This window comes from Kribbella sp. NPDC043289, assembly GCF_056436705.1.
The window spans coordinates 207,244-233,745 of record NZ_JBWKCB010000005.1 but is presented as its reverse complement, the minus strand read 5'-3'; the positions used below and the strand labels follow the sequence as shown (position 1 = coordinate 233,745).

Sequence of the window (26,502 nt, the reverse complement as noted above, 5' to 3'; positions counted from 1 at the left end):
ACCGCTGCCGTGCTTCAGCACGCCAGCGGTCGAACAACCCGCTATCGAACGGCCTGGGAGCGAGCAACAGCCCGACGGATCCGCTGCAGAACGCCCGCGGGGTGATCGAGGTCGGGCCAGCCCACCCGGACGACCTGGTAGCCGAGGTCGCGCAGCCGGTCCTCCCGATCCTTCTCCGCGATCAGCGCGCTCGGGTTCCCCTCGCGGTACTTGAGAGCTCCGTCGAACTCGATGATCACCCCGAACTGCGCGAGCAAGAAGTCGACCCGGGCCACGAACCGGCCGTGGCTGTCACGGATCTCGGCCTGCAGCACCGGCGCCGGGACGCCCAGATCCGCCAGCAACACCCGAAGCCGCGACTCGCCGACCGACTCGGCCCGCCCGTCGCCGAACCCGACCGCCCGCGTGGCCGTCCCGATCCCTGCCCGGCCGGCGAAGAGGGCCAGCGCGCCTGACAAATCCTGGGCCGTGGCGATCCGCAACCGCAGCGCCTGGTCCACCACCGATACCGCGACCGGATAGCTGATCCCCCGCACGGTCTCCACGACAGCCCGCGCGGCGAGAGTCGTCTGTACGCCGTCGATCTCGGCCACCGTGTCGACCGGTGGGCTGGCCGCGTGTTGACACACCGACCCACCGGACCGCCCGGCTCCCCGACTTCTGGTCACATGCACTCGCCGCAGCTCAAGCTCCGACACCCGTACGCCGTGCAGCAGCAACGCGGACTGATGGCTCACAACGACGCGACCGCCCAGTCGGTGGTAGACCGCCCTGGCAGTACGCACGTGGAACCATGCTGCTTGCTCCCAGGTTGGCATCGCCGCGACTGCGGATCCCGGATCGGCGTACGCCCCGCGGGTGAGTCGCACCCACCGCCCTGAAGCGACCCGCCCGCGAAGGTCGGCATCGGAGTACCCGGCCTCGATCGCGTCGCGCCGCGAGAACCACCCACCCCGCCGGGCGGCAACAACCTCCAGTCTCGTGTTCATGCCCAAGAACATGCCGCGTTCGCTGACCCCGGAGCGCGCGACTTTCAGGGCTGTGGATATCGGTGACTGGCGGGTTGTTCGGGCTCTGGCGTGCTGTAACCAGGCAGTGCAGCAACAACCCGCCAGCGGGGCTGTCAGTACTGTGAGCCCTATGGGTTCTGAAGGTGTGCAGGTGGGGCGGCCGACCCGGGAGCGGGCTGCGGTGGGGGAGGACGGGCGGTCGCGGGATCGGAGTCGGCCGGCGGTGCCGGATCCGTTGCCGATGAGTGTGGTCGACGCGCACTGCCATCTCGACATCGCCGACGGCGAGGACGGTGCCTGGCTGAGCCCGGCCGAGGCGATCAAGCTGGCGGCGTCGGTCGGCGTGACCAGGATCGTCCAGGTCGGGTGTGACCTGCCGGGCGCGGTCTGGGCGGTCGAGGCGGCCGCGCAGTACCCGAACCTGATCGCCGGCGTCGCCCTGCACCCGAACGAGGCGCCGAAGCTGAAGGAGGCCGGCGAGCTGGACAGTGCGCTGGCCGAGATCGAGCGGCTGGCGTCCGGCTCGGACAAGGTCCGGGTGATCGGTGAGACCGGGCTCGACTACTTCCGCACCGGCGCGGACGGGCAGGCCGCGCAGCACGAGTCGTTCGCCGCGCACATCGAGCTGGCGAAGCGGCTGGACAAGACGCTGATGATCCACGACCGGGACGCGCACGAGGACATCCTCCGGATCCTCGACCGCGAGGGCGTCCCGGACCGCCTCGTCATGCACTGCTTCTCCGGCGACACCGAGTTCGCCCGCGAGTGCGTGAACCGTGGCGCGTACCTGAGCTTCGCCGGCGTCGTCACCTTCAAGAACGCCCAGTCGCTACGGAACGCACTGGCTGTCACCCCCCTCGACCGCATCCTGGTCGAGACCGACGCGCCGTACCTGACGCCGTCGCCGTACCGCGGCAAACCGAACGCGTCGTACCTGATCCCGCACACCGTCCGCAAGATGGCCGACGTCCTCAACATCTCGGTCCCCGAACTCTGCGAAGCCCTCAACAACAACGCAAACAACGCCTTCGGCGGCCCCTGGTAATCACCGCAGCCGATAACCTGAGCCGGTGGATTTCGACACGGTAGACGCTCAGGTCATCGCGCTGGCCGAATCGTTGCGCGAGGCCGACGAGGCCACCGTGGCTGCCGAGGTCGCGCGCCTGAAGGCGTTGGCGGAACAGATCGACGACGAGCGTTCCCGCCGGCTGGCCCTGATCAGGGCGCAGAAGCTCCCCGAGTTGATCAGTGGGCCGAAGGCGGGTACCAGCCCGGAGTACTGGCGCGCGGCGAGCCTCGTCACGCAGGTCGTCAACGACAGCGGCTCGCCGGCCGATCAGATCGCTCATGCCGAACGCGCGATCCGGGAGATCGGCACGTTGGCGCGGCAGGCCCCGCGACGCGAGTTCCGCACGATCCTGCGGATGAACTCGACCCTCAAGCGCCTGATCGAGCGCCGCCGAGCCGAACGCCCGGACAGCGGATCGTGACCGGCCCTGTCAGGATTTCCCCGGAATCCTGGGAGTACAGGCTGGTCGCCGCAGTCGTCACCGTCGTCGATCAGCGCGTCGGTGGTACGGGGACCGCGCCCCGCACCCGCTGGAACGGGCAAGTACTCGTGGACACCGATCCGGACTTCCTCGGTGCAGCGGATGACGACGGCAACATGTGGGTGTCGATCGACAACATTCTCGAACCGTTGCGCAAGGCAAGGGATCTCGATCGGCCACTCACCGGCGGCGAGGTCCTCGAGGTTCGCGACGCGATGGCGACGCTGACCCACGAAGCCGTGCACCTCTTGGCGGAGTCCGGCGACGAGTCGGCACCGGACGCCCACCCGTTCGACGCCGCGGCCGAGGCAGACAACGAGGGCCGCACCGAGCATTGGACCCTCGTCAATCTCGACGGTGTCATCCACGACGTCTTCCCGTACGCCGGGCTGGAAGCGGTGGAAGCCGAGGTACTGGCCGAAACGAGTATCGACGCCTATCCCGCCTATACCCCCGCCGCCCGCGACCTCGATCAGGCGCTGGCCGAGCGGAGTGGATTGACGAGTGCCGAGGTCACCCAGAAGTTGATCCTTGCCGACGACGTCCAGCGCTGGAACGTCGCGGTCGACCTGGTGATCGACGAACGTCTCGTCAAGCCAGGCCTGATGCCCGAAGCCCATCGGGCCGAGGTGCGGAAGCAGTTGATCGCCCCGCTGCACGCGGCGCTGTCCGGACTCGAAGCGGTCGAGGACGACGAGTCGCTCGGGGACGACGTGAAGGCCGCTGCAGCCACTGCGGCTGCCCGCACGGCGGTTGCCGGGCTGGACACGGAACTCAACCAGATCGAGGGCAAGTACCAAGCCCAGCAGAACCAGTCTCCAGAGCTCGCGCGTCTGCGGGGGTTGACCGATGCTCAGGCGCCGGCAGCGGGCGCGACCAAGCGGTCGCCAGCTGGCACCGATCACGCGCCGTCCGAGCAGGGCAACGAAGGCCGGCCACGGGGGCAACGGACCGACCGGCCGCAGTCGCCTGAACGCTCGTCGTGAACTTTTCGGCGGGCGTTGCAGTCGGCTGCGGGGGAGGCGCAGGCTGAGGGTGCCGGCGCTGATCCCGGCGCCGGTTCTCGATGGGAGGGGTCATGAGTGTTCTGATGACGTTGCGCATCAGTGGGGATCCGACGGCGGTGGAGAAGCTGGCGGCTGACGACGGGGCGATGTTCCGTGACGTGGTGGCCGACGCGACCAGCCGGGGGCTGATCTCGCATCACTTCTACGGCAGCGAGCGTGAGGTTCTGGTGGTCGACGAGTGGCCGGACGAGGCGTCGTTCGAGGCGTTCTTCGAGCACTCCGGGCCGCAGATCCAGCGGATCATGACGGCGGCCGGCGTGAAGGGCGAGCCGAAGGCGGAGTACTGGCGTCACCTGCAGGTCGGCGACGACGTCGGGTGAGTCTGCTGGTAGACACACCGCATGGAGTTCAGTGAGGTCGTACGGCGTCGGCGGATGGTGCGGAACTACGACCCGGACCGCCCGGTGCCCGACGAGGTCCGGGAACGCATCCTGGAGAACGGTCTGCGGGCCCCGTCGGGCGGTTTCAGCCAGGGCTGGGCGTTCCTGACCCTCGAGGGCGCGGAACGGGACCGGTACTGGGGAATCGCGGCCGAGGATCCGGACGAGAAGTATGTTGAATGGATCACAGGCCTGCGCCGCGCGCCCTTGCTGATTCTGGCCTTCGCGCACAAGGACGCGTACCTCGATCGGTACACCGAACCGGACAAGGGCTGGACCGATCGCGACGAGGGTCGCTGGACCGCGCCGTACTGGTATGTCGACACCGGCATGGCGGTCCTGCTGATGCTCCAGACAGTCGTCGACGAAGGCCTAGGAGCCTGTTTTTTCGGGCCTCCTGCGGATAAAGCAGGTCGGTTGCTCAAGGAGTTCGGCGTACCTGAGGGGTTCGATCTGGTCGGGGTGCTGTCGGTCGGTCACCGGGCCCCGGACAAGCGGTCGCCGTCGCTGAGAAGGGGCCGCCGGACGACCGCCGAAGTGGTGCATCGGGGGCAGTGGGGCCATCACGCCGAGTAAGGACGCCGTTACACCTTTTCACGACTCGCCGACCAGGGGATTGGCACTTCCGCTACTTCTTCGTTATGGTCCCGTGATGTTGGCCGGGATCGGGGAAGATCCCGGGCAGCACGCCCCTCGGCGTTGACCCCTCACTCCAGGCAGCCAACCTGGCGCGCGCGGCCGATGCCTGTGCTGTCCGACCCCGTGCCCGGGTAGCCCTACCTGGGAGCGTTAGTGCGTAAGTCCATCATCGCGGCCGTCGGTGCGACGGCTGCGTTCGCCGTCGCGGGCGGCTCTGTGGCATATGCCGTGAAGAGCAAGACGGTCAGCGTCTCCGTCGACGGCCAGGTGCGGAAGGTGCATACCTTCGGCTCCACCGTGGCAGACGCTTTGAAGGCCGAGAAAGTTCAGACCGGCGACCATGACCTGGTCGCGCCGGCTCCGGACTCCAAGCTCAAGGACGGCCAGGAGATCTCGGTCCAGTACGGCCGACAGTTGACCGTGAACGCCGACGGCGCCAAGAAGGCGTACTGGACCACGGCAGCCAGCGTGAACGAGGCGCTTGCCGACCTCGGTCTGCGGTACGACGGGGCGCAGTTGTCCACCAGCCGGAGCGCGCCGCTCGGCCGGCAGGGTCTGGAGCTGACCGTCACCACGCCGAAGACGGTGCAGATCGTGCACCAGGGCAAGACCGTGACGATCAAGTCGCTGGCCGGCACCGTCGGTCAGGCCCTCACGCAGGCGAAGATCGCGTGGGACGCCGACGACCGGATCACCCCGGCCGCCGCCACCCCGCTGAAACTGGGCGTGAACAAGGTCGGCTTCGTGCAGGTCCTGCAGAAGACCGTCACCAAGAACGAGGCGATCGCGCACGGCACCGACAAGACCGAGTCGGCGACCCTGCTCGAGGGCACCACGAAGACCACCACCAAGGGCACCGACGGCGCGAAGGCCGTCACGTACCTGTACACCTTCCTGGACGGCAAGCTGTCGACCACCAAGGTTGTCGGGTCGAAGCTGGTGACCAAGGCGGTCGACGAGGAGGTGCTGGTCGGCACCAAGCCGAAGCCGACGACGCCGACCACGACGACCACCGGGACGACCGACACCACCCCGACGCCGAGCGGTGGCAGCGGCGCGTGGGACCGGATCGCCGCGTGTGAGTCCGGCGGTAACTGGGCCGCGAACACCGGCAACGGGTACTACGGCGGTCTGCAGTTCGACCACGGCACCTGGGCGGCGTACGGCGGTACGGCGTACGCGAGCAACGCCAACGGTGCGTCGAAGGCGCAGCAGATCTCGATCGCGGAGAAGGTCAAGGCCGACCGCGGTGGCTACGGCGCGTGGCCCGTCTGTGGCAAGAAGGCCTAGTGACAGACTGACGAGGTGACCTCGTCTGATTCATCCACTTCCGCCGGACCGAGACTTCTCGGTCCGGCGGAAGTGCGTTCACTGGCCGCTGCTCTCGGGGTCCGCCCGACCAAGCAGCGTGGGCAGAACTTCGTCATCGACCCGAACACGGTCCGCCGGATCGTCCGGGCCGCCGAGCTGACGGCCGGTGAGACGGTGCTGGAGATCGGGCCCGGCCTCGGCTCGCTGACGCTGGCGCTGCTCGCGGAGGGGCACCGGGTCACCGCGGTCGAGATCGACCCGCTGCTCGCGCAGGCGCTGCCGTCGACGATCGCGACGTACGCGCCGGAGCAGGCGAAGGACCTGACGGTCGTCGAGGCCGACGCGATGGACGTGGGCCCGGCCGAGATCGGCGAACCGACCGCCTGCGTCGCCAACCTGCCCTACAACGTCGCCGTACCGGTCCTGCTGCACCTGCTCGAGGTGTCGGACTCGCTACGGCACGGACTCGTGATGGTGCAGTCCGAGGTCGCGGACCGGCTCGCCGCCCCGCCGGGGTCGCGCACGTACGGCGTACCGTCCGCGAAGGCCGCCTGGTACGCCGACGTACGGCGGGCCGGCCCGATCGGGCGGAACGTGTTCTGGCCGGCACCGAATGTGGACTCCGGCCTGGTCGCCTTCGAGCGCCGGGACCCACCGGCGACGCCGGCCGCGCGCGAGGAGGTGTTCGCGGTGATCGAGGCGGCGTTCTCGCAGCGCCGGAAAACGATCCGTTCCGCGCTGGCCCGCTGGATGCCGGACCGGGAGCGGCTCGACGAGGTACTCCGCGCGACGGGCATCGACCCCCGGTTACGGGGCGAAATGCTCGGGATCACAGAGTTCGCCGCGCTCGCAGGTGCAGCAAGGACTGTATAAGGCACTAGCCTGTGCGACGTGCCACCTTCTGTTGAGGTCACGGTGCGGGCGCCGGCCAAGATCAATCTCGGTCTGTCGGTCGGCCCGCCGCGCCCGGACGGGTTCCACCCCGTCGCCACGGTGTACCAGGCCGTTGCCCTGTACGACGACGTCACCGCCGCGGTGCGGGACGACGACGGCGAGGTCTCGGTCGAGATCGTGGGGGACTTCGCGGACGACGTACCGACCGACGAGACCAATCTCGCGGTGCGGGCGGCCCGGCTGCTGCAGGCGGAGTACGACGTCGACGAGGGTGTCGACCTGACGATCCGGAAAACCATTCCGGTGGCCGGCGGGATGGCCGGCGGCTCGACCGACGCCGCGGCGACCCTGGTGGCCTGCAACCGGCTGTGGGGGCTGCAGCTGACCCAGACCGAGCTGCAGCATCACGCGGGGGAGCTCGGCAGCGACGTACCGTTCTGCCTGGTCGGCCACACCGCGCTCGGGCAGAACCGGGGCGAGCAGGTCACCGAGGTGATGTCCCGCGGGACCTTCCACTGGGTGTTCGCGATCGCCGACGGCGGCCTGTCGACGCCGGAGGTGTACGGCGAGCTCGACCGGCTGCGGCCGCTGCGCCGCGTGGAGCCGCCGCAGGTTCGTCCGGAACTGATGTCCGCGTTGCTGTCCGGGCAGCCGGGCGCGCTCGCGGTTGCGCTCAGCAACGACCTGCAGGCCGCGGCGTTGTCGTTGCGCCCGGAGCTGTCCGACACGCTGCAGTTCGGCCTCGACCAGGGCGCGCTGGCCGCGCAGATCTCCGGGTCCGGCCCGACGTGCCTGTTCCTGGCCGCCGACAGCCGCAGCGCGGTGGACCTGGCGGTGGAGCTCGCGGAGTCCGGCCTCTGCCGGATGGTGCGGCAGGCGGAGGGTCCCGTCCCCGGCGCCCGGATCCTGCCGGCGATCGTCAGCCGCTAGAAAACCGCTCGTCCCCGCCGCCGTCCGGTGCTAGCGTCGAACAAGCCCTAGCCAAGAGACAGGAGACCGGGATGCGCCGCGAATCGATCTACCTCATCGGTACTGATCGCTTCGACGCATTCGCGAGGACTCTTGAACTCTCTGACGATGGGCATTGTGGCGCATGTCGACGCCGGTAAGACCAGCCTGACCGAGCGGCTGCTGTACGCCGCCGGCGTCATCGACCGGGTCGGCCGGGTCGACGACGGAAGCACCCAGACCGACTCGATGGATCTCGAGCGGAAGCGCGGCATCACGATCCGTTCCGCCGTGGTCGCGTTCGCGCTCGGCGACCTGCCGGTCAACCTGATCGACACGCCCGGGCACTCGGACTTCATCGCCGAGGTCGAGCGCGCACTGTCCGTGCTGGACGGTGCGGTGCTGGTGCTGTCGGCCGTCGAGGGCGTGCAGCCGCAGACCCGGCTGCTGATGCGTACCCTCGACCGGCTGCGGATCCCGACGCTGCTGTTCGTGAACAAGATCGACCGGGTCGGCGCCCGGTACGACGACCTGCTCGCGGACATCCGGCGGTTGCTGACACCGGCCGCCGTACCGATGGGGACTGTGACCGACCTCGGGCAACGGTCCGCGCGGTACGCGCCGCTGCCGTTACATAACCAGGTGCTCGGCGAACTGCTTGCCGAACGCAACGACGACTTCCTGGAGCGGTACCTCGAAGATGCCGATGCTGATCCCGCGGAGGAACTCGCGCGGCAGGTCGCGGCGGCGTCGGTACACCCGGTGTACTTCGGTTCGGCGATGACCGGAACCGGCGTACCGGAGCTGATCGAGGGCATCCGAACCTGGTTGCCGCGAGCAACCGGATCGCCGGCGGACGAACTGCGGGCGCGGGTGTTCAAGGTCGAGCGCGGTGCCGCGGGGCAGAAGATCGCGTCGGCGCGGATCGTCACCGGCTCGCTGCCGGCCCGGACGCCGGTTCCGGTGCAGCCGGTCGACGGAACAGAGTACCTGATCCGGCCGACCGGGATCGAGGTGTTCTCGGACGGCGGCCGGCAGTCGGTCGACCGAGCCGAGGCGGGACAGATCGTCGCGCTGCGCGGGCTGAAGAGCATCCGGATCGGGGATCAGCTCGGCGTTCGCACCGAACGGGTCGGGCAGCTGTTCGCGCCGCCGACCCTGGAGACCGTCGTGAGCGCACGGGATCGGGTGAAGCTGTTCCAAGGGCTGACCCAGCTCGCCGAGCAGGACCCGCTGATCCGGGTCCGCAAGGCCGATGAGATCACCGTGAGCCTGTACGGCGAGGTGCAGAAGGAGGTGATCGCCTCGCTGCTCGCGACCGAGTACGGCGTCGACGTCACCTTCAGCGAGACGACACCGATCCATGTCGAGCGGCTGGACGGAACGGGGTCGGCGATGCGGGACATGGGTGAGCCGGGGAACCTCTGGCTGGCCGGCGTCGGCTTCCGGGTGTCGCCGGTTGCCGAGGGCATCGAATACGAGCTGGAGGTCGAACTCGGTGGGCTGCCGCGCGCCTTCCACACCGCGATCGAGGAGACGGTCCGCCAGACGCTGCACCAAGGCCTGTACGGCTGGGAGATCCCGAACATCCACGTCGCGCTGACGCACACGGCGTACTCCAGCGTCGCCACCGTCGCGGCGGACTTCCGCCGCCTCGTCCCGCTGATCCTGACGCAGGCGATTCACCAGGCCGGTACGACGGTCCTCGAGCCGGTGAACCACTTCGAGCTGGACGTCCCGTCCGACACCGTCTCGCGGATCATGGCGCACGTGGCCGAGAACCGCGGCGTCGTCCTGGAGACCACGCTCACCCCGACCCAGGCACATCTCGAAGGCACCGTCCCGGCCGCCACCACGCACGGCTTCGAGTCCCACCTCCCGCCGCTCACGCGGGGCGAAGGCCTGCTCGCGACCAGCTTCCACAGCTACACGCCCGTCGCCGGACCGCCGCCGACCCGGGCCCGCACGGACGGCAACCCACTCAACGAGAAGCAGTACCTCCTGCACCTCAACCGGGCGTAGGGAGCGGACGTGCACCACTCACCAACCCAGGTCGTCGGGCGCGCTCCCCGCGTGGGAGCGGCCGGCGAGGGCGGCGCAGCCCGGGTTGGTGAGTGGTGGCGGTCCGCTCGCTAGTCGAAGCTCTCGAGGATGGTGTGGATTTCCTCGACCGTTTCGGTGACGCCGGGAGTGTGGGCGGTGATGGAGAGGAGCTCTCGCAGGTGGAGGAGAGGGAGCCGGTCGCGCCAGCCGGACTCCAGCGGGTGGGCTTCCTCGTAGGCGGTGAAGAAGTCGTCGGACAGGTGGCCGTAGATGAGCAGGGTGGCGAGATCGGCCTCAGGCCAGCCGTAGTGGACGGCCGGGTCGATCATGCCGGGGTCGCCGGACGGCCCGGGGAGGAGGTTGCCGTGCCAGAGATCGCCGTGCACGAGGGACGGCGGCTGGGCCGGGACCAGATCGTGGAGGCGGCCGGCGATGCGTTCGAGACGACGGCGGTCCGCCTCGGGGAGCTGGTTGTGGCAGGTCGGGAACTCCAGAAAGCGCAGTAGGCGGTGCTCGGCGAAGAACGCGTGCCCGTCGGTCGTCCACGGGTTCCGCTGCAGCAGAGTCCCCAGGTAGTTGTCGTGGTGATACCCGAACTTGTCCGCGGTCTGCTGGTGCTGCACGGCCAAAGCCCGCCCTGCGTCCTCCCAGTACGTCGGTGACGCCGCCGACGTACCCAGGTCGGACAGCACGATGAACGTCGGTGTCACCCGCAGGACCTCGGGTACGACGAATCCGCCGGCCACCCGCAGCGCGTCGAGGCCCTCCGCCTCCAATGCGTACAGGTCAGGCGGCAGGTCGTCCTGCGTCTTCACGACCACCGAGCGGCCCGCCGTCGTACGCACGCGAAAGGTCTTGCTCGCGTACCCACCTTCGAGCGGATCAGCCGAAACGGCATCGCCCAGAGACAGGCCGTCGAGCCAAGCAGTAGTCAGCACCTGGACGATCCTGGCACAGCTGTCGCGGTCGGCTACTCTTGGGCGCGTTATGGCGGCACCTAACTTGGTCAATCTGGAAGCTGTTTCGAAGGGCTTCGGGACCCGCACCCTGCTCGACTCCGTCTCCCTCGGCATAGGCCGTGGCGAGCGCGTCGGCGTGGTCGGGCGCAACGGCGACGGCAAGTCGACGCTCCTGCAGCTCCTGGCGCGCCGTGAGGAGCCCGACAGCGGCCGGATCACACACAACCGCGACCTGCGGCTCGGGTACCTCGGGCAGAGCGACGATCTCGACCCCGGGCAGACCGTGCTGCACGCGGTCCTCGGCGATGTCGAGACCTACACCTGGGCGGCGGATCCGCGAGCACGGTCGGTGATGGAGCACTTGCTCGGTGAGGTCGACCACCAGGCGCTGGTCGGCAGCTTGAGTGGTGGTGAGCGCCGGCGGGCGTCGCTGGCCCGGTTGCTGCTCACCGAGGTCGACCTGCTGATCCTCGACGAGCCCACCAACCACCTGGACATCGAGGCGGTCAGCTGGCTCGCGGACCACGTGGTCGACCGCGCCGGCGCACTGATCGTGGTCACCCACGACCGCTGGTTCCTGGACGCCGTCTGCACCGAGACCTGGGAGGTCCAGGGCGGCAGCGTCGCGTCGTACGACGGCGGGTACGCCGCGTACGTGCTCGCGAAGGCCGAACGGACCCGGAACGCGCAGGTCGTCGAGGGCAAACGGCAGAACCTCCTGAAGAAGGAGCTCGCCTGGCTGCGCCGTGGTGCACCGGCGCGAACCAGCAAGCCCAAGTTCCGCATCGACGCCGCGAACGCGCTGATCGAGAACGAGCCGCCGCCCCGCGACAAGCTCGCCCTGTCCCAGCTCGCGACCTCGCGGCTCGGCAAGGACGTGTTCGACGTCGAGGACGTCAGCTTCAGCTTCGGCGACCGGAAGATGCTCGACCACGTCACGTTCCGGCTCGGCCCGGCGGACCGGATCGGGCTGCTCGGCCCGAACGGCGCCGGCAAGACCACGTTCCTCAGGGTCCTCACCGGCCTGCTCGCCCCGGATCGCGGTGTGGTCAAGCAGGGCAAGACGGTCCGGATCGCCAACCTCTCGCAGACGCTGGAGGAGATCGACGGCAGCGTCACGGTCCTCGACCACATCACCGCGATCCGGCGTACGGCGGCCCTCGCGGGGCGGGGCGGTGAGCTGACCTCCTCGCAGCTGCTGGAGCGGTTCGGGTTCACCGGCGACAAGCTGACGACGCGGATCTCCGACCTGTCGGGTGGCGAGCGGCGGCGGTTGCAGCTGCTGCGGATCCTGCTCGATGAGCCGAACGTGCTGATCCTCGACGAGCCGACCAACGACCTGGACGTCGAGACGCTGACCGTGCTGGAGGATTTCCTCGACAGCTGGCCGGGTGTGGTCGTCACCGTGACCCATGACCGGTACTTCCTGGAGCGGGTCAGCGACATGGTTTACGCGATCATGGGTGATGGCCGGGTGCGGCATCTCCCGCGCGGTGTCGATCAGTATCTCGAGGAACTCGAGGCCGGAATTCCGCGGCGGGCGGCGTCAAATGTGTCGACACCGGCGGTCGAGATGTCCAGTGATTTGGCGGCGACCGGAAATGGTCAGGTCGTTGAGCGTCCGACCGCTGACGCGGCAGTGGCCCGGGCGGCGAAGAAAGAGCTGAACCGGATCGAGCGGCAGCTCAGCAAGCTCACCGAGACCGAGGCGAAACTGCACGACCAGCTGGCCGCCAGCGCGAGCGACTACGCGCGGCTGGCCGAGCTGGACGCCGAGCTCCGCAAGCTCGCCGACGAGCGCGGGGAGCTGGAGACCGCCTGGTTCGAGGCCGCGGAGCGCGCCGAGTAGGCAGCGGGTCTCGGCCTTGGGCCGGTCCGGAAATCGTTGCTGTGCAGGAGCTGTGAGCAGCGGCGCACCCTCCGATCCCCTGTGATTCGGAGGGGTGCGCCGAGCTCGTGGGTGAGCGGGCCCCGTGCCGGCCGGCGTTGTTCGGGCCCCGAGCCCCGGACACCGTCGACCGCTTTCGGCGGACCACCTCTTGCCGCCGAAGTCACCATGTTCTGACGTTGTGTAGTCGATCTGGCACCGACGGTGATGACCCTAGTCCTGGCCCTCACCGGTGTCGATAGTCGTCGGCTACAACAGCCTCTCGATCTCGTTGCAACTAGCAACGATTGGGACCCCGGTGAAGTGACGGGTCGTCTTTTCGGATTATTCCGACACAATTCCGGCGCGCGTTTGTCGACGCCGGCGAGGCTTTGTCTGCGGTGATAAACCGGTTTGTTTTCTAGTGCTTTTCCAGGTCGAACGGGCGCACGAGCTCGCGCAGTACCCGGGCGATCTTCTGCTGGTCGCGGTCGCTGAGGCCGCCGAGCAGGGTGCGCTCGTGGGTGAGCAGGTCGGCCATCGCGGCATCGACCTTGTCCCGGCCGGCGGTGGTCAGTTGCACCAGCACCCCGCGGCGGTCGCTCGGGTCAGGGAGGCGCTCGACCAGCCCGCGGGCGGTCAGTCGGTCGACCCGGTTCGTCATCGTGCCGGACGTGACCAGGGTTTCCTTGAGCAGCTTGCCGGGGGAGAGTTGGTACGGCGTACCCGCGCGGCGGAGGGCGGCGAGGACGTCGAACTCCCACGACTCCAGGTCGTGCGCGTCGAACGCCTGACTGCGCGCGCGATCCAGGTGCCGCGCGAGCCTGCTGACCCGGGACAGCACCTCCATCGGCGCCACGTCGAGATCGGGGCGCTCGCGGCGCCAGGCCTCGATCAGCCGGTCGACCTCGTCCTCCATGGCTTCGAGAGTACTCATCAAGACTCTTGACATCAAGACAACTCCCGGAGGTAAAGTATCTCGACGTCAAGATAAATCCCGAGAGAGGTCAGCCGATGCGCACGTCACCCGTGTGGAGTCCCGAGCAGTACGGCACGTACGCCGACGAGCGCGCCCGCCCGTTCCGCGACCTGGTGGAGCGCGTCCGTGCGGACAGCGTGCGGAACGTCGTCGACCTGGGCTGCGGACCCGGCGCGCTCACCGCCACGCTCCGGCCGGTCTGGCCGGACGCGACGATCGTCGGGATCGACAGCTCGCCGCAGATGCTCGAGAAGGCGCAGGAGTACGCCGACGACCACCTGAGCTTCGAGCTCGGCGACGTCCGCGAATGGGCGCCCGAGCCGGGTTCGCTGGACGTGATCGTCACCAACGCGACGCTGCAGTGGGTCCCGGAACAGCTCGACCTGTTGCCCGGGTTCGTGCGCGCGCTGCGGCCGGGCGGCTGGCTGGCGATCCAGATCCCCGGCAACGGCAACGCGCCGTCGCACGCGATCCTGCGCGAACTCGCCGGCACCGAGCCGTACGCCGAGTACGCGAAGGACGCGTCGCTGCGCCCCGACGTACCGGGGCCGGCGGAGTACGTCGATGCGCTGAGCGCCGAGGGCTGCGTGGTCGACGCGTGGGAGACGACGTACTTCCACCTGCTGTCGGGCGACAACGCCGTACTGGAGTGGGTGAAGGGGACCGGCGCGCGACCGGTGCTGCAGTCGTTGCCCGATGACGTGCGGCCGCGGTTCGAGGCGGAGTACGGCGCTCGGCTCGCGGAGGCGTACCCGCAGCGGGACTACGGGACGCTGCTGCCGTTCCGGCGGATCTTCGCAGTTGCCCAGAAGAAGGGGTGAGCATGCGGCTCGATCATGTGCAGGTGTCCTGCCCGCCTGGTGGTGAGGACGTGGCGCGGGCGTTCTACCGGGACGCGCTCGGGATGACCGAGGTGGAGAAGCCGGAGTTGCTGCAGGCGCGCGGCGGGTGCTGGTTCAAGGCTGGTGCGGCGGAGATTCACGTCGGTGTGGAGGAGGGGTTCACGCCCGCTAAGAAAGCTCATCCTGCCTTGGCTGTGGAGGATCTGGATGCGCTGGCGTCCCAGCTGGAGAGCCTCGGTTTCCCGGTGAAGTGGGACAACGAGACGATCCCGGGCCGCCGGCGGTTTCACACCGCCGACGGTCACGGGAATCGGATCGAGATCGTCTGAAGCGGCTCGCCCGGCCCCCTCAAGCCGGGCGAGCCGCTGGTCTTACTCGGTGTTATTCGGTGGCCAGCGCGCCGGCCGGTGCGACCTTCGCCGCCCGGCGAGCGGGCAGGACCGAGGCGAGCAAGCCTGCGACCGCGGCGATGGCGGCGATTGCGATCAGCAGCTTCCCGGGTACGGCGTACTCGACACCACCGTCGACCGTCTGGCCGCCCATCAGCGCACTCGTCCCGGTCCAGCCGTAGATCAGGCCGAGCACGATCCCGAGACCGGCCGCGACGAGTGCCATCAGCAACGACTCGACGGCGAGCATCCGGCGTAGCTGGCGTCGGGACAACCCCATCGCCCGGAGCAGTGCGTTCTCCCGCGTCCGCTCCAGCACCGACAGACTGAGCGTGTTCCCGACGCCGACCAGCGCGATCAGCACCGAGACCCCGAGCAGACCGATCCCGACGATCAGCAGGACGTCGAAGATCTTCGTGTAGCTGGTCCGCTCGGCCAGACCGCCCTCGACGCTCAGGTCCTTCACGGTCGGGATCGACTGCTGGACGGCTTCGATCACCTGTGAGCCGTTCGCCTTCGGATCCGACGCCAGCCAGTACCCGGTCACCGCCGCGTTCGGCGCCAGCTTCGCGAGGTCGCTCGAGGTCACCGTGATCGGTCCGAGCCCGGTTGCCAGTTTCGCCTTCATGAGCAGCTTGTGCTTCCCCGCGACGATCGTCACCGGGACGCCGCTCTCGACCTGCAGCAGGACCATCGTCGAGTGGTCCAGCAGCGCCGTCCCCGGCTCGAGTTTGTTGGCCAGATCCGGGTTGTGGATCACCGAGCCGGCCGCTTTCGGGTCGATCCCGGTGACCGGGAGCTCCTGGCCGCCGGCGTTCACGGTCACCTTGCTGATCGGGACGACCTGCGTGATGCCCTTGATGTCGCGCAGTTGCTGTTCCGCGCCGGCCGGCATCTTCTCGTTGTACGTCGTCACCATCAGGTCGACCGGATACTGCCCGTCCATCGACACGTCGAAGGTCTTGCGCACCGAGGCGATTCCGACACAGGTGAGGCTGATCAGCGTGACCCCGATCAGCAGGGCGGACGTCGTGGCCGCCGTACGTTTCGGGTTCCGGACCGCGTTCGCGACGGCGATCCGGGCGGGTACGCCGCCACCTCGGGCCGGGAGCGCGCCGATCAGGCGGATCAACGCCGGCACCAGCAGCGAACCGATCGCGAGGACCCCGAGGAACGAGAGCCCGCCACCCGCGACACCGAGCAAGACCTGGCTCTGCGACGCTCCCGCTGCGAGCAGCAGACCGCCGCCCGCGAGCAGCAGGAAGCCCAGGACCAGGCGCAGTACGCCGGCCTTCGACGCGGCCGCCGGAGTAGCCTCGGGACGCAGCGCGGCCAGCGGGGCCACCTTCGTCGCGCGCCGGGCCGGTACGACGGCGGCGATGAGCGTGGCGACCGTACCGAGCAGCAGCGGCAGGAACATCGACGACAGATCGAGATGCAACGGGACGGCCGGGATACCCCAGTCGAACTCGCGGGACAGCGCCAGCGCCAGCGCGGAGAGCGCGACCCCGAAGACCACACCGATCGCCGACGCGATCGCGCCGACCACGGCCGCCTCGGCCAGGACCGAGGAGAACACCTGTCGCCGGGACGCGCCGACACAGCGCAGCAACGCCATCTCGCGGGTGCGCTGGGCGATCACGATCGTGAACGTGTTGCCGATCACCAGGCAGGCGACGAACAGCGCGATCACGGCGAACATCCCGAACACACCACCGAGTACGTCGATGCCGTGCGTGAAGCCCTCCACCTCGTGCTGGATGTACGCCGTACCGGTGTAGGTCCGCAGGTCCTTCGACACCGCGGCCTGCGCGGCGTCCGCGAGCTGCTGCTCGGTGACACCGGGCTTGCCGGCGATCGCGATCGCGCGGGTGTAGGCGCCCGGTTCGAAGACCTTCACCGCCGCGGGCGTCGCGACCGCGGCCGCCGTACCGACGCTCTTCGAGTCGTCGAGCAGGCCCACCACGGTGACGTTCCAGGACTTGTCGTCGTACGAGCTGATCCGCAGCGTCTGGCCCACCGAGACCTTGTGCTTGGCGGCGGTCCGGGCCGGCAACGCGATCTCGTTGGTTGCGGTGGGCAACCGGCCGGACGAGGTCCCGGGACCGGAGATGTGGGTGGTGTCGTACAGCGCGTCGATCGGAAGTGACGTCGGGCGGACCAGACCGGGGTACGACGCCTGCAGGAAGGCGGTGGTCAGCGTGACGACCGACGCGGCCTGCGGAATCTTCTGCGCCTTCGCGATGTCGTCCGGCGAGATCGTCGCGTTGCCCGTGGAGACGACCGCGTCGACCCCCTTGTACTGCGCACCGATCGTCTCGTCGACGCCGTGCGACGCGGACGCGTGCACGATCATCGCGAGCGACCCGAAACCGACCCCGAGGACGATCGCCAGGCAGGCGGCGATCAGGCGGCCCAGGTGGGCGCGCAGCGAGGAGAGGATGGAGCGTCGCACGTCAGGCCCCCAGCTGGCGCAGCGCGTCCAGGACGCTCTCCGGGGTCGGCTGCCGCAGCTCGCCGGCCAGCTTGCCGTCGGCAAGCATCACCACGCGGTCGGCGTACGACGCCGCCAGCGGGTCGTGGGTCACCATCACCACGGTCTGGCCGAACTCGCGGACCGAGCGGCGCAGGAAGCCGAGCACCTCGGCCCCGGACCGCGAGTCCAGGTTGCCGGTCGGCTCGTCGGCGAACACGACCTCCGGCCGGCCGACCAGGGCACGCGCGACCGCGACCCGCTGCTGCTGACCGCCGGACAACTCCGACGGCCGGTGCGTGAGCCGGTCCTGTAACCCGAGTACGTCGATCAGCGTGCCGAGCCACTGCTGCTCGGGCTTGCGGTTCCCGAGCTCGAGCGGCAGCAGGATGTTGTCCTTCGCGGTCAGCATCGGCAGCAGGTTGAACGACTGGAACACGAACCCGATCCGGTCCCGGCGGATCTTGGTCAGCTCCGCGTCGGGCAGCTGGGTCAGCTCGGTCTCGCCGAGCAGTACCTGGCCGCCGGTCGGGGTGTCCAGCCCGGCCAGACAGTGCATCAGCGTCGACTTGCCGGACCCGGACGGGCCCATGATCGCGGTGAACTGGCCGACGCCGAAGTCGACCGAGACGCCGTCGAGCGCGGCGACCGCGGTGTCGCCCTGTCCGTACACCTTGCGCAGCTCGTGCGCCCGGATCGCGGTCCGCGGCTCCCCGTCCTGCGGCAGCCGCCCGGCCGCAAGCTCCCCGGTCTGCAAGCTCATGTCACTCCTTGGTTCAAACCCGATGGTGAACCAAAAGTTAGTGAACGCGAGGCTTGCGTACGTCGGACCAGAGTGGGGACTCCGCGTCCTACCTGGGTATTACTTGGTCGGCCGGACGAGCCCTGTCTCGTACCCCAGGACGACGAGCGCGACCCGGTCCCGCAGGCCGGTCTTCGCGAGAATCCGGCCGATATGCGTCTTCACCGTTGCCTCGGACAACGTGAAGAGCTTGGCGATCTCGGTGTTCGACAGGCCGCGGGCGACCTCGATCAGCACCTCGCGCTCGCGGGCGGTCAGCTCGGCCAGGTCCGGCCGTTCGGTCTCGGTGTCGGGCAGTGCGCCGGCGAAGTGCTCCAGCAGCCGCTTCGTCGTACTCGGGGAGACCACCGCGTCACCGGAGTACACCTGGCGGATCGCGCTCAGCAGGTCCGCGGGCGGGGTGTTCTTGAGCAGGAAGCCGGCCGCGCCGGCCTTGATCGCGGCGAACGCGTACTCGTCCAGGTCGAAGGTGGTCAGTACGATCACCTTGGGGGCCTGCGGCAACGACTGCAGCTGCTGGGTGGCCTGGACGCCGTCCAGTCGCGGCATCCGGACGTCCATCAGTACGACGTCGCACGCGGTGACCTGGATCTTCTCGACCGCCTCGCCGCCGTCACCCGCCTGACCGACGACGCGCATGTCCGCCTGGGAGTCGACCAGCATCGTGAATCCCGCTCGGACCAGTTCCTGATCGTCCACCAGGAACACCCGGATCACGTCGTCCATCACTCTCCAGTCGGCAGGTTGTACGGCAGCTTGGCGATCACCTCGTAACCGCCGCCCGCCTTCGGTCCGGCGCTCACCGTACCGCCCGAGACCGAGGCGCGCTGCCGCATCCCGACCAGGCCGTGACCCGGGTCCGAGCTCGGCGCGACGCCGGCACCGCGGCCGTCGTCGGTGACCACCACGATCAGCATCTCGCGACCGAAGTCCAAGGTGACGGAGGTCCGCGCTCCCGGCCCGGCGTGTTTCAGGGTGTTGGTCAGCCCCTCCTGCACGATCCGGTACGCCGTGAGGCCGAGTAGGGCCGGCAGGTCGCGGGGCTGGCCGGTGACGTCGTAGCTGACGGCCAGCCCGGCTTCCCGGACGTTCTCGATCAGCTCCGGCAGCGACGAGACGCCAGGCTGCGGGCGGGGCTGGTTCGGATCCAGTTCGTTCTGCTCGTCCTGCTTGAGCAGGCCGAGCATCTTGCGCATCTCGGTCAGGCTCGCGCGGCCGGTGTCGCCGATGGTCGCGAGCGCCTTCTTCGCCGCCTCGGGGGACTGGTCCGCGGCGTACAGACCGCCGTCGGCCTGGACGATCATGATCGACAACCCGTGCGCGACCACATCGTGGATCTCGCGGGCGATCCGGGTCCGCTCGTTGCTGACAGCCAGCTTCGCCTCGCGGTCGCGGTCACGCTCGAGCTGGGCGGCCCGCTCCTCGAGTTGGTTGACGTACAGCCCGCGGGTCCGGCGGCGCTCGCCGAACGCCCAGACGCCGAAGACGACCGCGCCGAGCGCGACCATCATCGTGACCTGCTGCTTCCAGTCCGAGCCCGCCCAGTACCTCGACGTCGCCATCAGGACGCCGAGGCCGCCGATCCCGAGGGCGATCCGGCTCAGGCGTACGTCGCCGTACACGGAGATCGCGTAGAGCGCGACCAGGAGGCCGACATTGCCGGGCTGCAGTTCGACCCCCGTCAGCCACTGCAGGACGGCGACCGAGCAGACGCCGAAGAAGACCAGTTCGGGGTGCGTACGGCGCCAGATCAGCGGGACCAGCATGCCGAACGCGAGGATGCCGCCGAAGTGCGCCTGGGCGAGCGACAGGAACCCGAACGTCACACAGAGCCCGCCGGCGAGGAACAGGTCGAACGCCCTGCTCCGGGCAGGCAGCGGCCGCGCGGTCAAGATCCCCGTCATGCGAGCCAGGGTACGGGGCCGCCCGCTGCGAGGGGTCAGTCCACAGTCGGATGTCGGCGTACGACCAGGGTGTTGCGTACCGAACGACGGGTAGTGGTCGCCTCCGCCTGGCTGGGTGCCGCCGCCCCCAGGCGTGCGGAATGACCGGAGCCCGGACCACTACCCGTTCTTCGGTACGCCTACTTGTGCGGGCGCGTCGACAGGGTCGGCTTCGGCTCCAGGCCGGACAGGCCGTTCCAGGCCAGGTTGACCAGGTGCGCGGCGACGTCGGGCTTCTTCGGCTTGCGGGCGTCCAGCCACCACTGGCCAGTGAGCGCGACCATGCCGACCAGCATCTGGGCGTACATCGGCGCGTTCTTCGGGTCCAGGCCGCGGCGCTTGAAGTTCTCCGCCAGGATGTGCTCGACCCGGGTTGCGACGTCGCTGAGGATCGAGATGAACGAACCGGTCGACGAACCGACCGGGGAGTCCCGGACCAGGATCCGGAAACCGTCGGAGTTGTTCTCGATGTAGTCGAGCAGCGCGAGCGCGGCCTGCTCCACGAGTTCGTGCGCCCGGCCTGCGGTCAGCGACTGGGTGACACCGTCGAGGAGCGCCCGTACCTCGCGGTCCACGACGACGGCGTACAGGCCTTCCTTGCCGCCGAAGTGTTCGTACACGACCGGCTTGGAGACCTCGGCGCGCGCCGCGATCTCCTCCACCGAGGTGGCCTCGTACCCCTTCTGGGCGAACAGGCCGCGGGCGATGGTGATGAGTTGTTCGCGACGCTCGGCACTCGTCATCCGGATCCGGCCGGACCGCCGCGGTTTGGGTTCCGTCACGTCGAGATCACGTCAGCATCATGCCGTACTCAGGTGTTGCGGGTGCGGGAATTACGGTCAGGCCGCCTTCAAGGTGCGGGGCGTCGCGTCGGCCCGGCGGGCCTCCAGGCGCTCCCTGACCGGCCAGCGGACGTCGCTGACCCAGCCCATTTTCTCGAAGAACCAGATGCACCGCGCCGACGTGTCGAGCTGCCCACGCAGTACGCCGTGCCGCGCGCAGGTCGGGTCGGAGTGGTGCAGGTTGTGCCACGACTCGCCCTGGCTCAGGATCGCCAGCCACCACACGTTGCCGGACTTGTCGCGGCTCTTGAACGGCCGGTCGCCGATCGTGTGGCAGATCGAGTTGATCGACCAGGTGACGTGGTGCAGCAGCGCGATCCGGACCAGGCTGGCCCAGAAGAATGCGGTCAACGCGCCCTCGATCGACCACGACCACAGGCCGCCGATGATCGCCGGCGCGAGCAGCGAGACAGTCACCAGCAGCGGGAACATCCGCGACACCTGGACGATGTCCTTGTCCTTCAGCAGGTCCGGCGCGTACTGCCGCTGCGGAGTCTGCTCGGTGTCGAACAACCACCCGACGTGCGCGTGGAAGAAGCCCTTGGACAGCGCTCCGAGGCTGTTGCCGTACTTCCACGGGCTGTGCGGGTCGCCGTCGCGGTCGGAGAACTTGTGGTGCTTGCGGTGATCGGCCACCCAGCGGATCACCGGCCCCTCGATCGCCAGCGAGCCGGCGATCGCCAGGACGTACTTCGTCGCGCGGTTCGGCTTGAACGACTTGTGCGTGAACAGCCGGTGGAAACCGATCGAGATCCCGTGTCCGGCGATCGTGTAGAACACCACCGCCAGGACCACGTCCCGCCAGCCGAGGAACCCGCCCCACGCGATCGGCACCGCCGCCAGCACTGCCAGGAACGGGATGGCGATGAACAGCGCGAGTGCTACCTGTTCCCAGGGCTTCTTCCGTTCACCACCGAGCGTCCCGGTGTGCACGTCCTCGACGGCGGGCGCGGTACGGGTGGGCGCGTCCGGCGTGGCAACGGCGGGTGGAGTCATGTGTGTCTTCCCTCGGCTCAGGGGGTCCTTACCTACGCCACCGTAACCTACGGCCCCGTAGGTAAGGAACCCCTGAGCGTGTCATCCACCCCACTCGTGGCAAACTGTCCCGGCAACCACGATCCCCCGTGGGGTAATCGGCAGCCCGCGAGACTTTGAATCTCGAAGACCAGGATCGAAACCTGGCGGGGGAGCAACCCAAAACCCCGGCTCTGGAGTCCCCGAGCCGGGGTTTTTGCTCGCACGTCACTACTGAGCGCTGAGTAGATTGGCCGGGTGAACCTCGAGGTTCGGCTGCGCCCGCTCACTGCGGATGACGCGGCGACCGTGGCTGGTTGGGGCGACGATGAACAGTTCTGTCGTGCCGCGGACTGGACCATCGCGCTCGGCCTGGATGAACGCCTGGCCTTCCATCGTAGGCTGATCGCGCAGCCACCCTCGGACTTGCGGCGGCTGGGCGCGGAGGTCGCCGGCAGCCTAGCGGGCTATGTAGATCTGCACGGGAAGGGCGCAGAACGCCTCGAGCTCGGGTTCGTCATTGGGGAACGACGCCTGTGGGGCCGCGGAATCGGCACAGCCGCCGCTGCAGCCGGTCTCAGCTACGGGTTCGGCACGTTGGGGCTCTCCGAGATCTGGGCCGAGGCGCTCGATGCCAATCGCGGATCGGTGACGATTCTCCGGCGGCTCGGGATGACCGAAACCGGGACGGGTGCCGGTGGCGAGTACATGGGTCAAGGCAGCTTCTACCGCCAGTTCCTGATCACCGCCGACCAATTCGCTACGAGGCGAGCCTGAACGTCCTCCACCGGTCGAGGACTTCGTCGGCTACCTCGTCGATGGTGCGTGCTGCGGTTTTGACTACGCAGTTGCTGATGTCGTTTGTGGCGAGTTGGGTGGAGAGTTCGCAGGCGCGGGTGATGAGCTGGTTGACGTTGTGTTCGCTCTCGCGGCCGCGGTTGTGGATTCGTTGGGCGAGTTCGGCGTCTGGGGCGTCGAGACGGCAGAGCACGACGGGGCCTTCGGTGGCGTGTTCGAGTTGTTGCAGTTCGTGGAGGTCCTCGACGACTCCGGCGATGATGAGGCGACGGCTGCCTGCCTTGACGTAGTTCGACCACACGACAGCCAAGTTGGCTGCTTTCAATCGCGACTGATGTGGGTCGTCGTCGGGAGCAGGCCAGGCCGCGCCGAGCAGGTCCAGGTCTGCGAACGCCGGTGCGAGATCGAGGTCGATGCAGCGGTCGAAGACTCGCCAGCCGACCGAGGTCTTCCCGACTCCTGGAGGGCCTGAGATCGCTAGGGCTGGTGGCGTCGGCATTCGAGTGATGATGCCGTCCTGGGCCGCCACCGGCAAAGCGATTTGCCTAGTCGTCGGCAGGTGTGGGCTGGGCTGAGTCCCACTCGTAGTAGTCGGGGTCTGGGTCGGTTTGGAAGCGGACGGCTTTGATGGTGGATTGGCCGTTGATCCAGGCTTTGGAGATTCGGTGGCCGCCGTCCATCAGGCGGCCGTCGGCGGAGAGGATGACGGGGTAGCTGAGGTCGGCTTTCTGGATGAGGCCGGCGTGGCGGGCGACCATGCGGCAGGTGACCGCGGCGCCGCCGAACCAGCAGTCCTCGTCGAACGCGGCGATGGTGTCGATCGGTACCGACTCGACGGGAAGGCCGGCGGACAGCTCCCACAGGCGTTCGGTCAGGTAGAAGGCTCGGCCGCCAGGTACGAGACGTGAGTGCTTTTCGGGCATCGCATCATGATCGCCCGCTGAGGCGATGCCCGCGCGCCTTTACCTCGGCGTACCAGCGTTCAGGCGCAGAGGATGGCGAGGGCGGCGTCGATGGGGAGCAGGTCCTTGAGGGGCTCGCTCGGGCTCCACCAGGTGCTGTGGGACATCTCGTCGTTCGGGGTGAACGGTTGCGGTGTGGAGATCTCGCCGCGGTAGATCGCCAGGAACTCCCGCCGCTGGTCGGGCGCGACCCGGATCCGTGCGGCGCCGGCGAATTCGAGGGAGTCCGCGCGCTGGCCGCTCTCCTCATCGAGTTCGCGGATCGCGGCGTCCCGCGCCGACTCGCCCGGATCCAGCATCCCGCCGGGGAGCTCCCACGCCTTCCGGAACCTGTTGAACACCATCAGGCACTCGCCCCGGCACCACAGCACCACGAGCGAGGCCGTGAGCGGCACGGCCGGGTCCAGCCCACCGAGTTCGTCTTCCCCGAGCCGATCAAAGCTGAGCAGCGCCGATCCGTCGGCGTCCGCTGCCAGGAGCTCTTCCACAGTCCGCGAGTATCCCATGACTCGCCGGAGTGGGCGGGGGGTGACTACGGTTCTGAGATGGGACATCGGGAGTGGGGCAGTCGGCGGCCTGGCTGACTGGCTAGGCGAGCGTTTTTCGGTAGAAGGTGGCTGAGTCTTCGTAGCCGAGGGCGAGGTAGAAGGGGCCGGCTCGGCGGCTGGCGAGGGCGAGGTACGGCGCGCCCGCGGACTGGGCCCATTTCTCGGCGTGCTCCATCAGGAGGCGGCCGATGCCGGACTGCCGGAGATTCTGGTCGACCATGATCTCCTCGACCCACGCGACGGGGCCGTTGGCGAGGAACGTGAGGTGGCAGTTGCCGAGCAGGTACCCGACGATCCCGCCGTCACCGGTCTCGGCGACCAGCAAGAGCGTGTCCGGTACGTCGACCAGCTGCGCCCACGTCGCGTCGAAGGCAGTCCGTTCGGGAGTGAACGACATGGCGAACGCCTCGGCGAGCGGCCACACGAGCTCGCCGTCCTCGAGTCGGGCTGGACGGATGTGGATGTCTTGTACAGGCACGGGCCTTAGTCTGCTGCATCTCGTCATCCCTTTGGCTGGAATTACGTGAGCGAATGGCTATTGTCGGGTGGATGATCGTCCGGCGGGTGCGTCTGAAAGATGTAGAGAGCCTTCACGAGAATCGGCTGTGTGGGTTGACGATCGAGGAGACCACCGAGCTGGTGGAGTCGGCGGTTGAGCGGGAACGGGGGAGCGAGTTCTGCTTCCTGGTCGCGGAGAACCAGGGTGGCGTGGTGGGGATGACCACGGTGGAGCGGCTCGCGCATCGGATGCGTGGGCATCGGGCGAAGCTTGGTGGGTTCGTGATTGTCCCGGCTGCGCGCGGAACGGGGCTTGCGCGGCAGATCGTCGACGCAGCCGGCTCGCAGGCGAACGCGTGGGGATGCTCGGTACTCGAGGTCAGTTGCCGCGGTGGGACCGACGCCGAGCGCGCGTACGTCGGTCTCGGGTTCCGCGAGTGGGGCCGGATGCCCAACGGGTTCCACGACCGAGGCGGCCAGCTGTACGACGAAGTACTCCTATGGAAGCCGGCTGTTGTTGTCGAAGAGCTCCGTCAGTAGAAGGCGTGCCTTCAGAGGTTGATCCAGTGGCGGTGGGTTTCGGGGTCGATGTTGTTGCCGCAGATGATGGTTGTGACGGGGCGGCCGGCGAAGCGGTTGCGGTCTTCGAGGATTGCGGCGACGCCTAGGGCGGCTGAGGGTTCGACGATGAGGCCGGCGTGGTCGTGGAGTAGGCGGATGGCGGTGATGATCGAGGCTTCCTGCACGAGGACGGCGTCGTCCGCGACGACGAGGAGGTCGTCGAGTACTTCCGGGATCGGACGCCGGCCGGCGACGCCGTCGGCGATGGTGTCGATCGTGTCGGTGGTGACGACGCGGCGCTGGTGAAAGGAATGCGTCATCGCGGGCGCACCGAGCGGCTGGACGCAGATCACCTCGACATCGGGGGCGAGCATCTTCAGTACATAACCCACACCAGTCGCCATCGCCCCACCCCCGAGCGCGATCAACACCACAGGCCGCCCGGCCTCACTGTCCGCGAGCAAACTCCCGTCCGACGCGCAGTCGCCCCTCGCCCCCGCGTCGCCCCTGGGGCAGTCGTCACGCCTTGACCACGTCTCCACGAGTTCGAGGGCGATAGTTGCGGCGCCTTCGCAGGTTTCGAGGTCGAGGCTGTCTTCGAGGAGGCGGATCCCGGCGTACTGCGCGATCTCGGCGGCTCGGTCGCGGGCGAGTTCGTGGTCGCCGTCGACTAGTTCGAGGGTGGCGCCGAGGGAGCGGATGCGGTCGAGCTTGGCCTTGGTCGCGAAGCGGGAGGCGACGACGGTGACGTCGAGGCCGCGGTGGCGTCCCGACCACGCGAGCGCCTGGCCGAGGTTGCCGGCGCTCGCGCACACCACGGCTCGCGAGTCGCCGGCGGCGAGCTGACTCGCGACGACCTCGGTACCGCGGCCTTTGAAACTGCGGACCGGGTTCGCTGTCTCGAGCTTGATGCTGAGCTCGCAGCCCAGTTCGAGCGCCTCACATCGGTACAGCGGAGTGTCGAGGAACACCGGGTCGACAAGCCGCCGTACCGCACGAATCCGCTCCAGATCGAGCCGCGTCGCCTGCACGACACGGGAGCTTACGCATTGGCAGGCACACCCGGTGATCCGAAGCAGGGAAGATGCAGGTTGGTGCGGTTCTGTTGCGGAGGATGAGTACGCCCGGAAACGATTAGTGACTACTCAGTCGGCCGAGGGGGCTTCTGTGGTGACAGGCGATC

At 68.6% G+C, this 26,502-nt stretch carries 28 protein-coding genes and 1 tRNA gene; 15 read left to right on the top strand and 14 right to left on the bottom strand.

What is annotated here, in order from left to right; all coding sequences use genetic code 11:
- Positions 1-41: 41 nt before the first annotated feature.
- On the bottom strand, positions 42-989 hold the full coding sequence (locus AC0662_RS28800; RefSeq protein WP_478304511.1) for a type IV toxin-antitoxin system AbiEi family antitoxin domain-containing protein: 948 nt from the start codon (positions 987-989) through the stop codon (positions 42-44).
- 151 nt (positions 990-1,140) lie between these two features.
- Here AC0662_RS28800 and AC0662_RS28795 point away from each other — a divergent pair, with 151 nt between their 5' ends.
- From AC0662_RS28795 to AC0662_RS28755, 9 genes are all read left to right on the top strand, one after another.
- Positions 1,141-2,055, top strand: a complete 915-nt coding sequence (locus AC0662_RS28795; protein ID WP_478304509.1) for a TatD family hydrolase — start codon at positions 1,141-1,143, stop codon at positions 2,053-2,055.
- 25 nt (positions 2,056-2,080) lie between these two features.
- Positions 2,081-2,500, top strand: coding sequence for a hypothetical protein (locus tag AC0662_RS28790; protein WP_452197075.1), 420 nt, complete (start codon positions 2,081-2,083; stop codon positions 2,498-2,500).
- Positions 2,497-3,546, top strand: a complete 1,050-nt coding sequence (locus AC0662_RS28785; protein ID WP_478304507.1) for a hypothetical protein — start codon at positions 2,497-2,499, stop codon at positions 3,544-3,546. Before AC0662_RS28790 ends, AC0662_RS28785 begins: the two co-directional genes overlap by 4 nt.
- A gap of 92 nt (positions 3,547-3,638) precedes the next feature.
- Positions 3,639-3,947, top strand: a complete 309-nt coding sequence (locus AC0662_RS28780; protein WP_452197077.1) for a hypothetical protein — start codon at positions 3,639-3,641, stop codon at positions 3,945-3,947.
- 21 nt (positions 3,948-3,968) lie between these two features.
- On the top strand, positions 3,969-4,583 hold the full coding sequence (locus AC0662_RS28775; protein ID WP_478304505.1) for a nitroreductase family protein: 615 nt from the start codon (positions 3,969-3,971) through the stop codon (positions 4,581-4,583).
- Between the two features lie 216 nt (positions 4,584-4,799).
- Entirely contained in the window at positions 4,800-5,936 is a 1,137-nt protein-coding gene (locus AC0662_RS28770; protein ID WP_452197079.1) for a ubiquitin-like domain-containing protein, read from the top strand.
- A 72-nt stretch (positions 5,937-6,008) separates the two neighbouring features.
- A complete protein-coding gene (rsmA, locus tag AC0662_RS28765) occupies positions 6,009-6,830 on the top strand; it encodes a 16S rRNA (adenine(1518)-N(6)/adenine(1519)-N(6))-dimethyltransferase RsmA (protein WP_452197080.1) in 822 nt (273 codons plus the stop codon).
- Between the two features lie 18 nt (positions 6,831-6,848).
- Complete coding sequence (locus AC0662_RS28760; protein ID WP_452197081.1) at positions 6,849-7,781, top strand: 4-(cytidine 5'-diphospho)-2-C-methyl-D-erythritol kinase; 933 nt, start codon at positions 6,849-6,851, stop codon at positions 7,779-7,781.
- Positions 7,782-7,928: 147 nt separating this feature from the next.
- Entirely contained in the window at positions 7,929-9,821 is a 1,893-nt protein-coding gene (locus AC0662_RS28755; RefSeq protein ID WP_478304502.1) for a GTP-binding protein, read from the top strand.
- A 110-nt stretch (positions 9,822-9,931) separates the two neighbouring features.
- Here AC0662_RS28755 and AC0662_RS28750 read toward each other — a convergent pair whose 3' ends face one another.
- On the bottom strand, positions 9,932-10,780 hold the full coding sequence (locus AC0662_RS28750) for a fructosamine kinase family protein (protein ID WP_478304500.1): 849 nt from the start codon (positions 10,778-10,780) through the stop codon (positions 9,932-9,934).
- Positions 10,781-10,829: 49 nt separating this feature from the next.
- Here AC0662_RS28750 and AC0662_RS28745 point away from each other — a divergent pair, with 49 nt between their 5' ends.
- Positions 10,830-12,650, top strand: coding sequence for an ABC-F family ATP-binding cassette domain-containing protein (locus tag AC0662_RS28745; RefSeq protein ID WP_452197084.1), 1,821 nt, complete (start codon positions 10,830-10,832; stop codon positions 12,648-12,650).
- A gap of 439 nt (positions 12,651-13,089) precedes the next feature.
- Here AC0662_RS28745 and AC0662_RS28740 read toward each other — a convergent pair whose 3' ends face one another.
- The gene (locus tag AC0662_RS28740; protein ID WP_452197085.1) at positions 13,090-13,605 is read right to left on the bottom strand and encodes a MarR family winged helix-turn-helix transcriptional regulator; all 516 of its coding nucleotides are present in this window, start codon (positions 13,603-13,605) and stop codon (positions 13,090-13,092) included.
- Positions 13,606-13,682: 77 nt separating this feature from the next.
- Here AC0662_RS28740 and AC0662_RS28735 point away from each other — a divergent pair, with 77 nt between their 5' ends.
- Entirely contained in the window at positions 13,683-14,468 is a 786-nt protein-coding gene (locus AC0662_RS28735) for a methyltransferase domain-containing protein (protein ID WP_478304497.1), read from the top strand.
- Positions 14,469-14,470: 2 nt separating this feature from the next.
- Positions 14,471-14,818: a VOC family protein gene (locus tag AC0662_RS28730; RefSeq protein WP_478304495.1), complete on the top strand. Its 348-nt coding sequence runs from the start codon at positions 14,471-14,473 to the stop codon at positions 14,816-14,818.
- 52 nt (positions 14,819-14,870) lie between these two features.
- Here AC0662_RS28730 and AC0662_RS28725 read toward each other — a convergent pair whose 3' ends face one another.
- The 6 genes from AC0662_RS28725 to AC0662_RS28700 form a co-directional block, all read right to left on the bottom strand.
- Positions 14,871-17,333 carry an ABC transporter permease gene (locus AC0662_RS28725; protein WP_478304493.1) on the bottom strand — a complete coding sequence of 821 codons (2,463 nt, stop codon included), beginning with the start codon at positions 17,331-17,333 and terminating at the stop codon, positions 14,871-14,873.
- A gap of 1 nt (position 17,334) precedes the next feature.
- A complete protein-coding gene (locus AC0662_RS28720) occupies positions 17,335-18,114 on the bottom strand; it encodes an ABC transporter ATP-binding protein (RefSeq protein WP_452199557.1) in 780 nt (259 codons plus the stop codon).
- 99 nt (positions 18,115-18,213) lie between these two features.
- Positions 18,214-18,879 (bottom strand): response regulator transcription factor, encoded by a 666-nt coding sequence (locus AC0662_RS28715; RefSeq protein WP_452199559.1) that lies wholly within the window; start codon positions 18,877-18,879, stop codon positions 18,214-18,216.
- Positions 18,879-20,057 (bottom strand): sensor histidine kinase, encoded by a 1,179-nt coding sequence (locus AC0662_RS28710; protein WP_478304490.1) that lies wholly within the window; start codon positions 20,055-20,057, stop codon positions 18,879-18,881. Before AC0662_RS28710 ends, AC0662_RS28715 begins: the two co-directional genes overlap by 1 nt.
- Before the next feature lie 179 nt (positions 20,058-20,236).
- Positions 20,237-20,878, bottom strand: a complete 642-nt coding sequence (locus AC0662_RS28705; RefSeq protein WP_350281329.1) for a TetR/AcrR family transcriptional regulator — start codon at positions 20,876-20,878, stop codon at positions 20,237-20,239.
- Positions 20,879-20,935: 57 nt separating this feature from the next.
- A complete protein-coding gene (locus AC0662_RS28700; RefSeq protein WP_478304487.1) occupies positions 20,936-21,934 on the bottom strand; it encodes an acyl-CoA desaturase in 999 nt (332 codons plus the stop codon).
- A 122-nt stretch (positions 21,935-22,056) separates the two neighbouring features.
- Between AC0662_RS28700 and AC0662_RS28695 the strand changes: the two genes are divergently transcribed.
- Positions 22,057-22,128: transfer RNA gene (locus AC0662_RS28695), tRNA-Gln, on the top strand.
- A gap of 82 nt (positions 22,129-22,210) precedes the next feature.
- Complete coding sequence (locus tag AC0662_RS28690; protein ID WP_452199566.1) at positions 22,211-22,729, top strand: GNAT family N-acetyltransferase; 519 nt, start codon at positions 22,211-22,213, stop codon at positions 22,727-22,729.
- Here AC0662_RS28690 and AC0662_RS28685 read toward each other — a convergent pair.
- The 4 genes from AC0662_RS28685 to AC0662_RS28670 all read right to left on the bottom strand — a co-directional run bounded on the left by AC0662_RS28685 (position 22,713) and on the right by AC0662_RS28670 (position 24,738).
- Complete coding sequence (locus AC0662_RS28685) at positions 22,713-23,249, bottom strand: DEAD/DEAH box helicase family protein (protein ID WP_478304485.1); 537 nt, start codon at positions 23,247-23,249, stop codon at positions 22,713-22,715. The genes AC0662_RS28690 and AC0662_RS28685 overlap by 17 nt on opposite strands.
- 46 nt (positions 23,250-23,295) lie before the next feature.
- Entirely contained in the window at positions 23,296-23,673 is a 378-nt protein-coding gene (locus AC0662_RS28680) for a hypothetical protein (protein ID WP_478304483.1), read from the bottom strand.
- Positions 23,674-23,732: 59 nt separating this feature from the next.
- On the bottom strand, positions 23,733-24,200 hold the full coding sequence (locus tag AC0662_RS28675) for an NUDIX hydrolase (RefSeq protein ID WP_478304481.1): 468 nt from the start codon (positions 24,198-24,200) through the stop codon (positions 23,733-23,735).
- A 100-nt stretch (positions 24,201-24,300) separates the two neighbouring features.
- On the bottom strand, positions 24,301-24,738 hold the full coding sequence (locus AC0662_RS28670; RefSeq protein ID WP_452199574.1) for a GNAT family N-acetyltransferase: 438 nt from the start codon (positions 24,736-24,738) through the stop codon (positions 24,301-24,303).
- Positions 24,739-24,872: 134 nt separating this feature from the next.
- On the opposite strand from AC0662_RS28670, the gene AC0662_RS28665 reads away from it, so the two are divergent.
- A complete protein-coding gene (locus AC0662_RS28665; protein ID WP_478304478.1) occupies positions 24,873-25,298 on the top strand; it encodes an N-acetyltransferase family protein in 426 nt (141 codons plus the stop codon).
- Between the two features lie 11 nt (positions 25,299-25,309).
- Here AC0662_RS28665 and AC0662_RS28660 read toward each other — a convergent pair whose 3' ends face one another.
- Positions 25,310-26,350: a threonine ammonia-lyase gene (locus tag AC0662_RS28660; RefSeq protein WP_478304476.1), complete on the bottom strand. Its 1,041-nt coding sequence runs from the start codon at positions 26,348-26,350 to the stop codon at positions 25,310-25,312.
- Positions 26,351-26,502: the final 152 nt, after the last annotated feature.

Excerpts from the sequence above, each read along its gene's own strand:
- AC0662_RS28800 (WP_478304511.1), bottom strand. The coding sequence starts at position 989 with ATGAACACGAGACTGGAGGTTGTTGCCGCCCGGCGGGGTGGGTGGTTC.
- AC0662_RS28795 (WP_478304509.1), top strand. The coding sequence starts at position 1,141 with ATGGGTTCTGAAGGTGTGCAGGTGGGGCGGCCGACCCGGGAGCGGGCT.
- AC0662_RS28780 (WP_452197077.1), top strand. The coding sequence starts at position 3,639 with ATGAGTGTTCTGATGACGTTGCGCATCAGTGGGGATCCGACGGCGGTG.
- AC0662_RS28775 (WP_478304505.1), top strand. The coding sequence starts at position 3,969 with ATGGAGTTCAGTGAGGTCGTACGGCGTCGGCGGATGGTGCGGAACTAC.
- AC0662_RS28755 (WP_478304502.1), top strand. The coding sequence starts at position 7,929 with ATGGGCATTGTGGCGCATGTCGACGCCGGTAAGACCAGCCTGACCGAG.
- AC0662_RS28745 (WP_452197084.1), top strand. The coding sequence starts at position 10,830 with ATGGCGGCACCTAACTTGGTCAATCTGGAAGCTGTTTCGAAGGGCTTC.
- AC0662_RS28740 (WP_452197085.1), bottom strand. The coding sequence starts at position 13,605 with ATGAGTACTCTCGAAGCCATGGAGGACGAGGTCGACCGGCTGATCGAG.
- AC0662_RS28735 (WP_478304497.1), top strand. The coding sequence starts at position 13,683 with ATGCGCACGTCACCCGTGTGGAGTCCCGAGCAGTACGGCACGTACGCC.
- AC0662_RS28730 (WP_478304495.1), top strand. The coding sequence starts at position 14,471 with ATGCGGCTCGATCATGTGCAGGTGTCCTGCCCGCCTGGTGGTGAGGAC.
- AC0662_RS28720 (WP_452199557.1), bottom strand. The coding sequence starts at position 18,114 with ATGAGCTTGCAGACCGGGGAGCTTGCGGCCGGGCGGCTGCCGCAGGAC.
- AC0662_RS28715 (WP_452199559.1), bottom strand. The coding sequence starts at position 18,879 with ATGGACGACGTGATCCGGGTGTTCCTGGTGGACGATCAGGAACTGGTC.
- AC0662_RS28710 (WP_478304490.1), bottom strand. The coding sequence starts at position 20,057 with ATGACGGGGATCTTGACCGCGCGGCCGCTGCCTGCCCGGAGCAGGGCG.
- AC0662_RS28700 (WP_478304487.1), bottom strand. The coding sequence starts at position 21,934 with ATGACTCCACCCGCCGTTGCCACGCCGGACGCGCCCACCCGTACCGCG.
- AC0662_RS28685 (WP_478304485.1), bottom strand. The coding sequence starts at position 23,249 with ATGCCGACGCCACCAGCCCTAGCGATCTCAGGCCCTCCAGGAGTCGGG.
- AC0662_RS28680 (WP_478304483.1), bottom strand. The coding sequence starts at position 23,673 with ATGCCCGAAAAGCACTCACGTCTCGTACCTGGCGGCCGAGCCTTCTAC.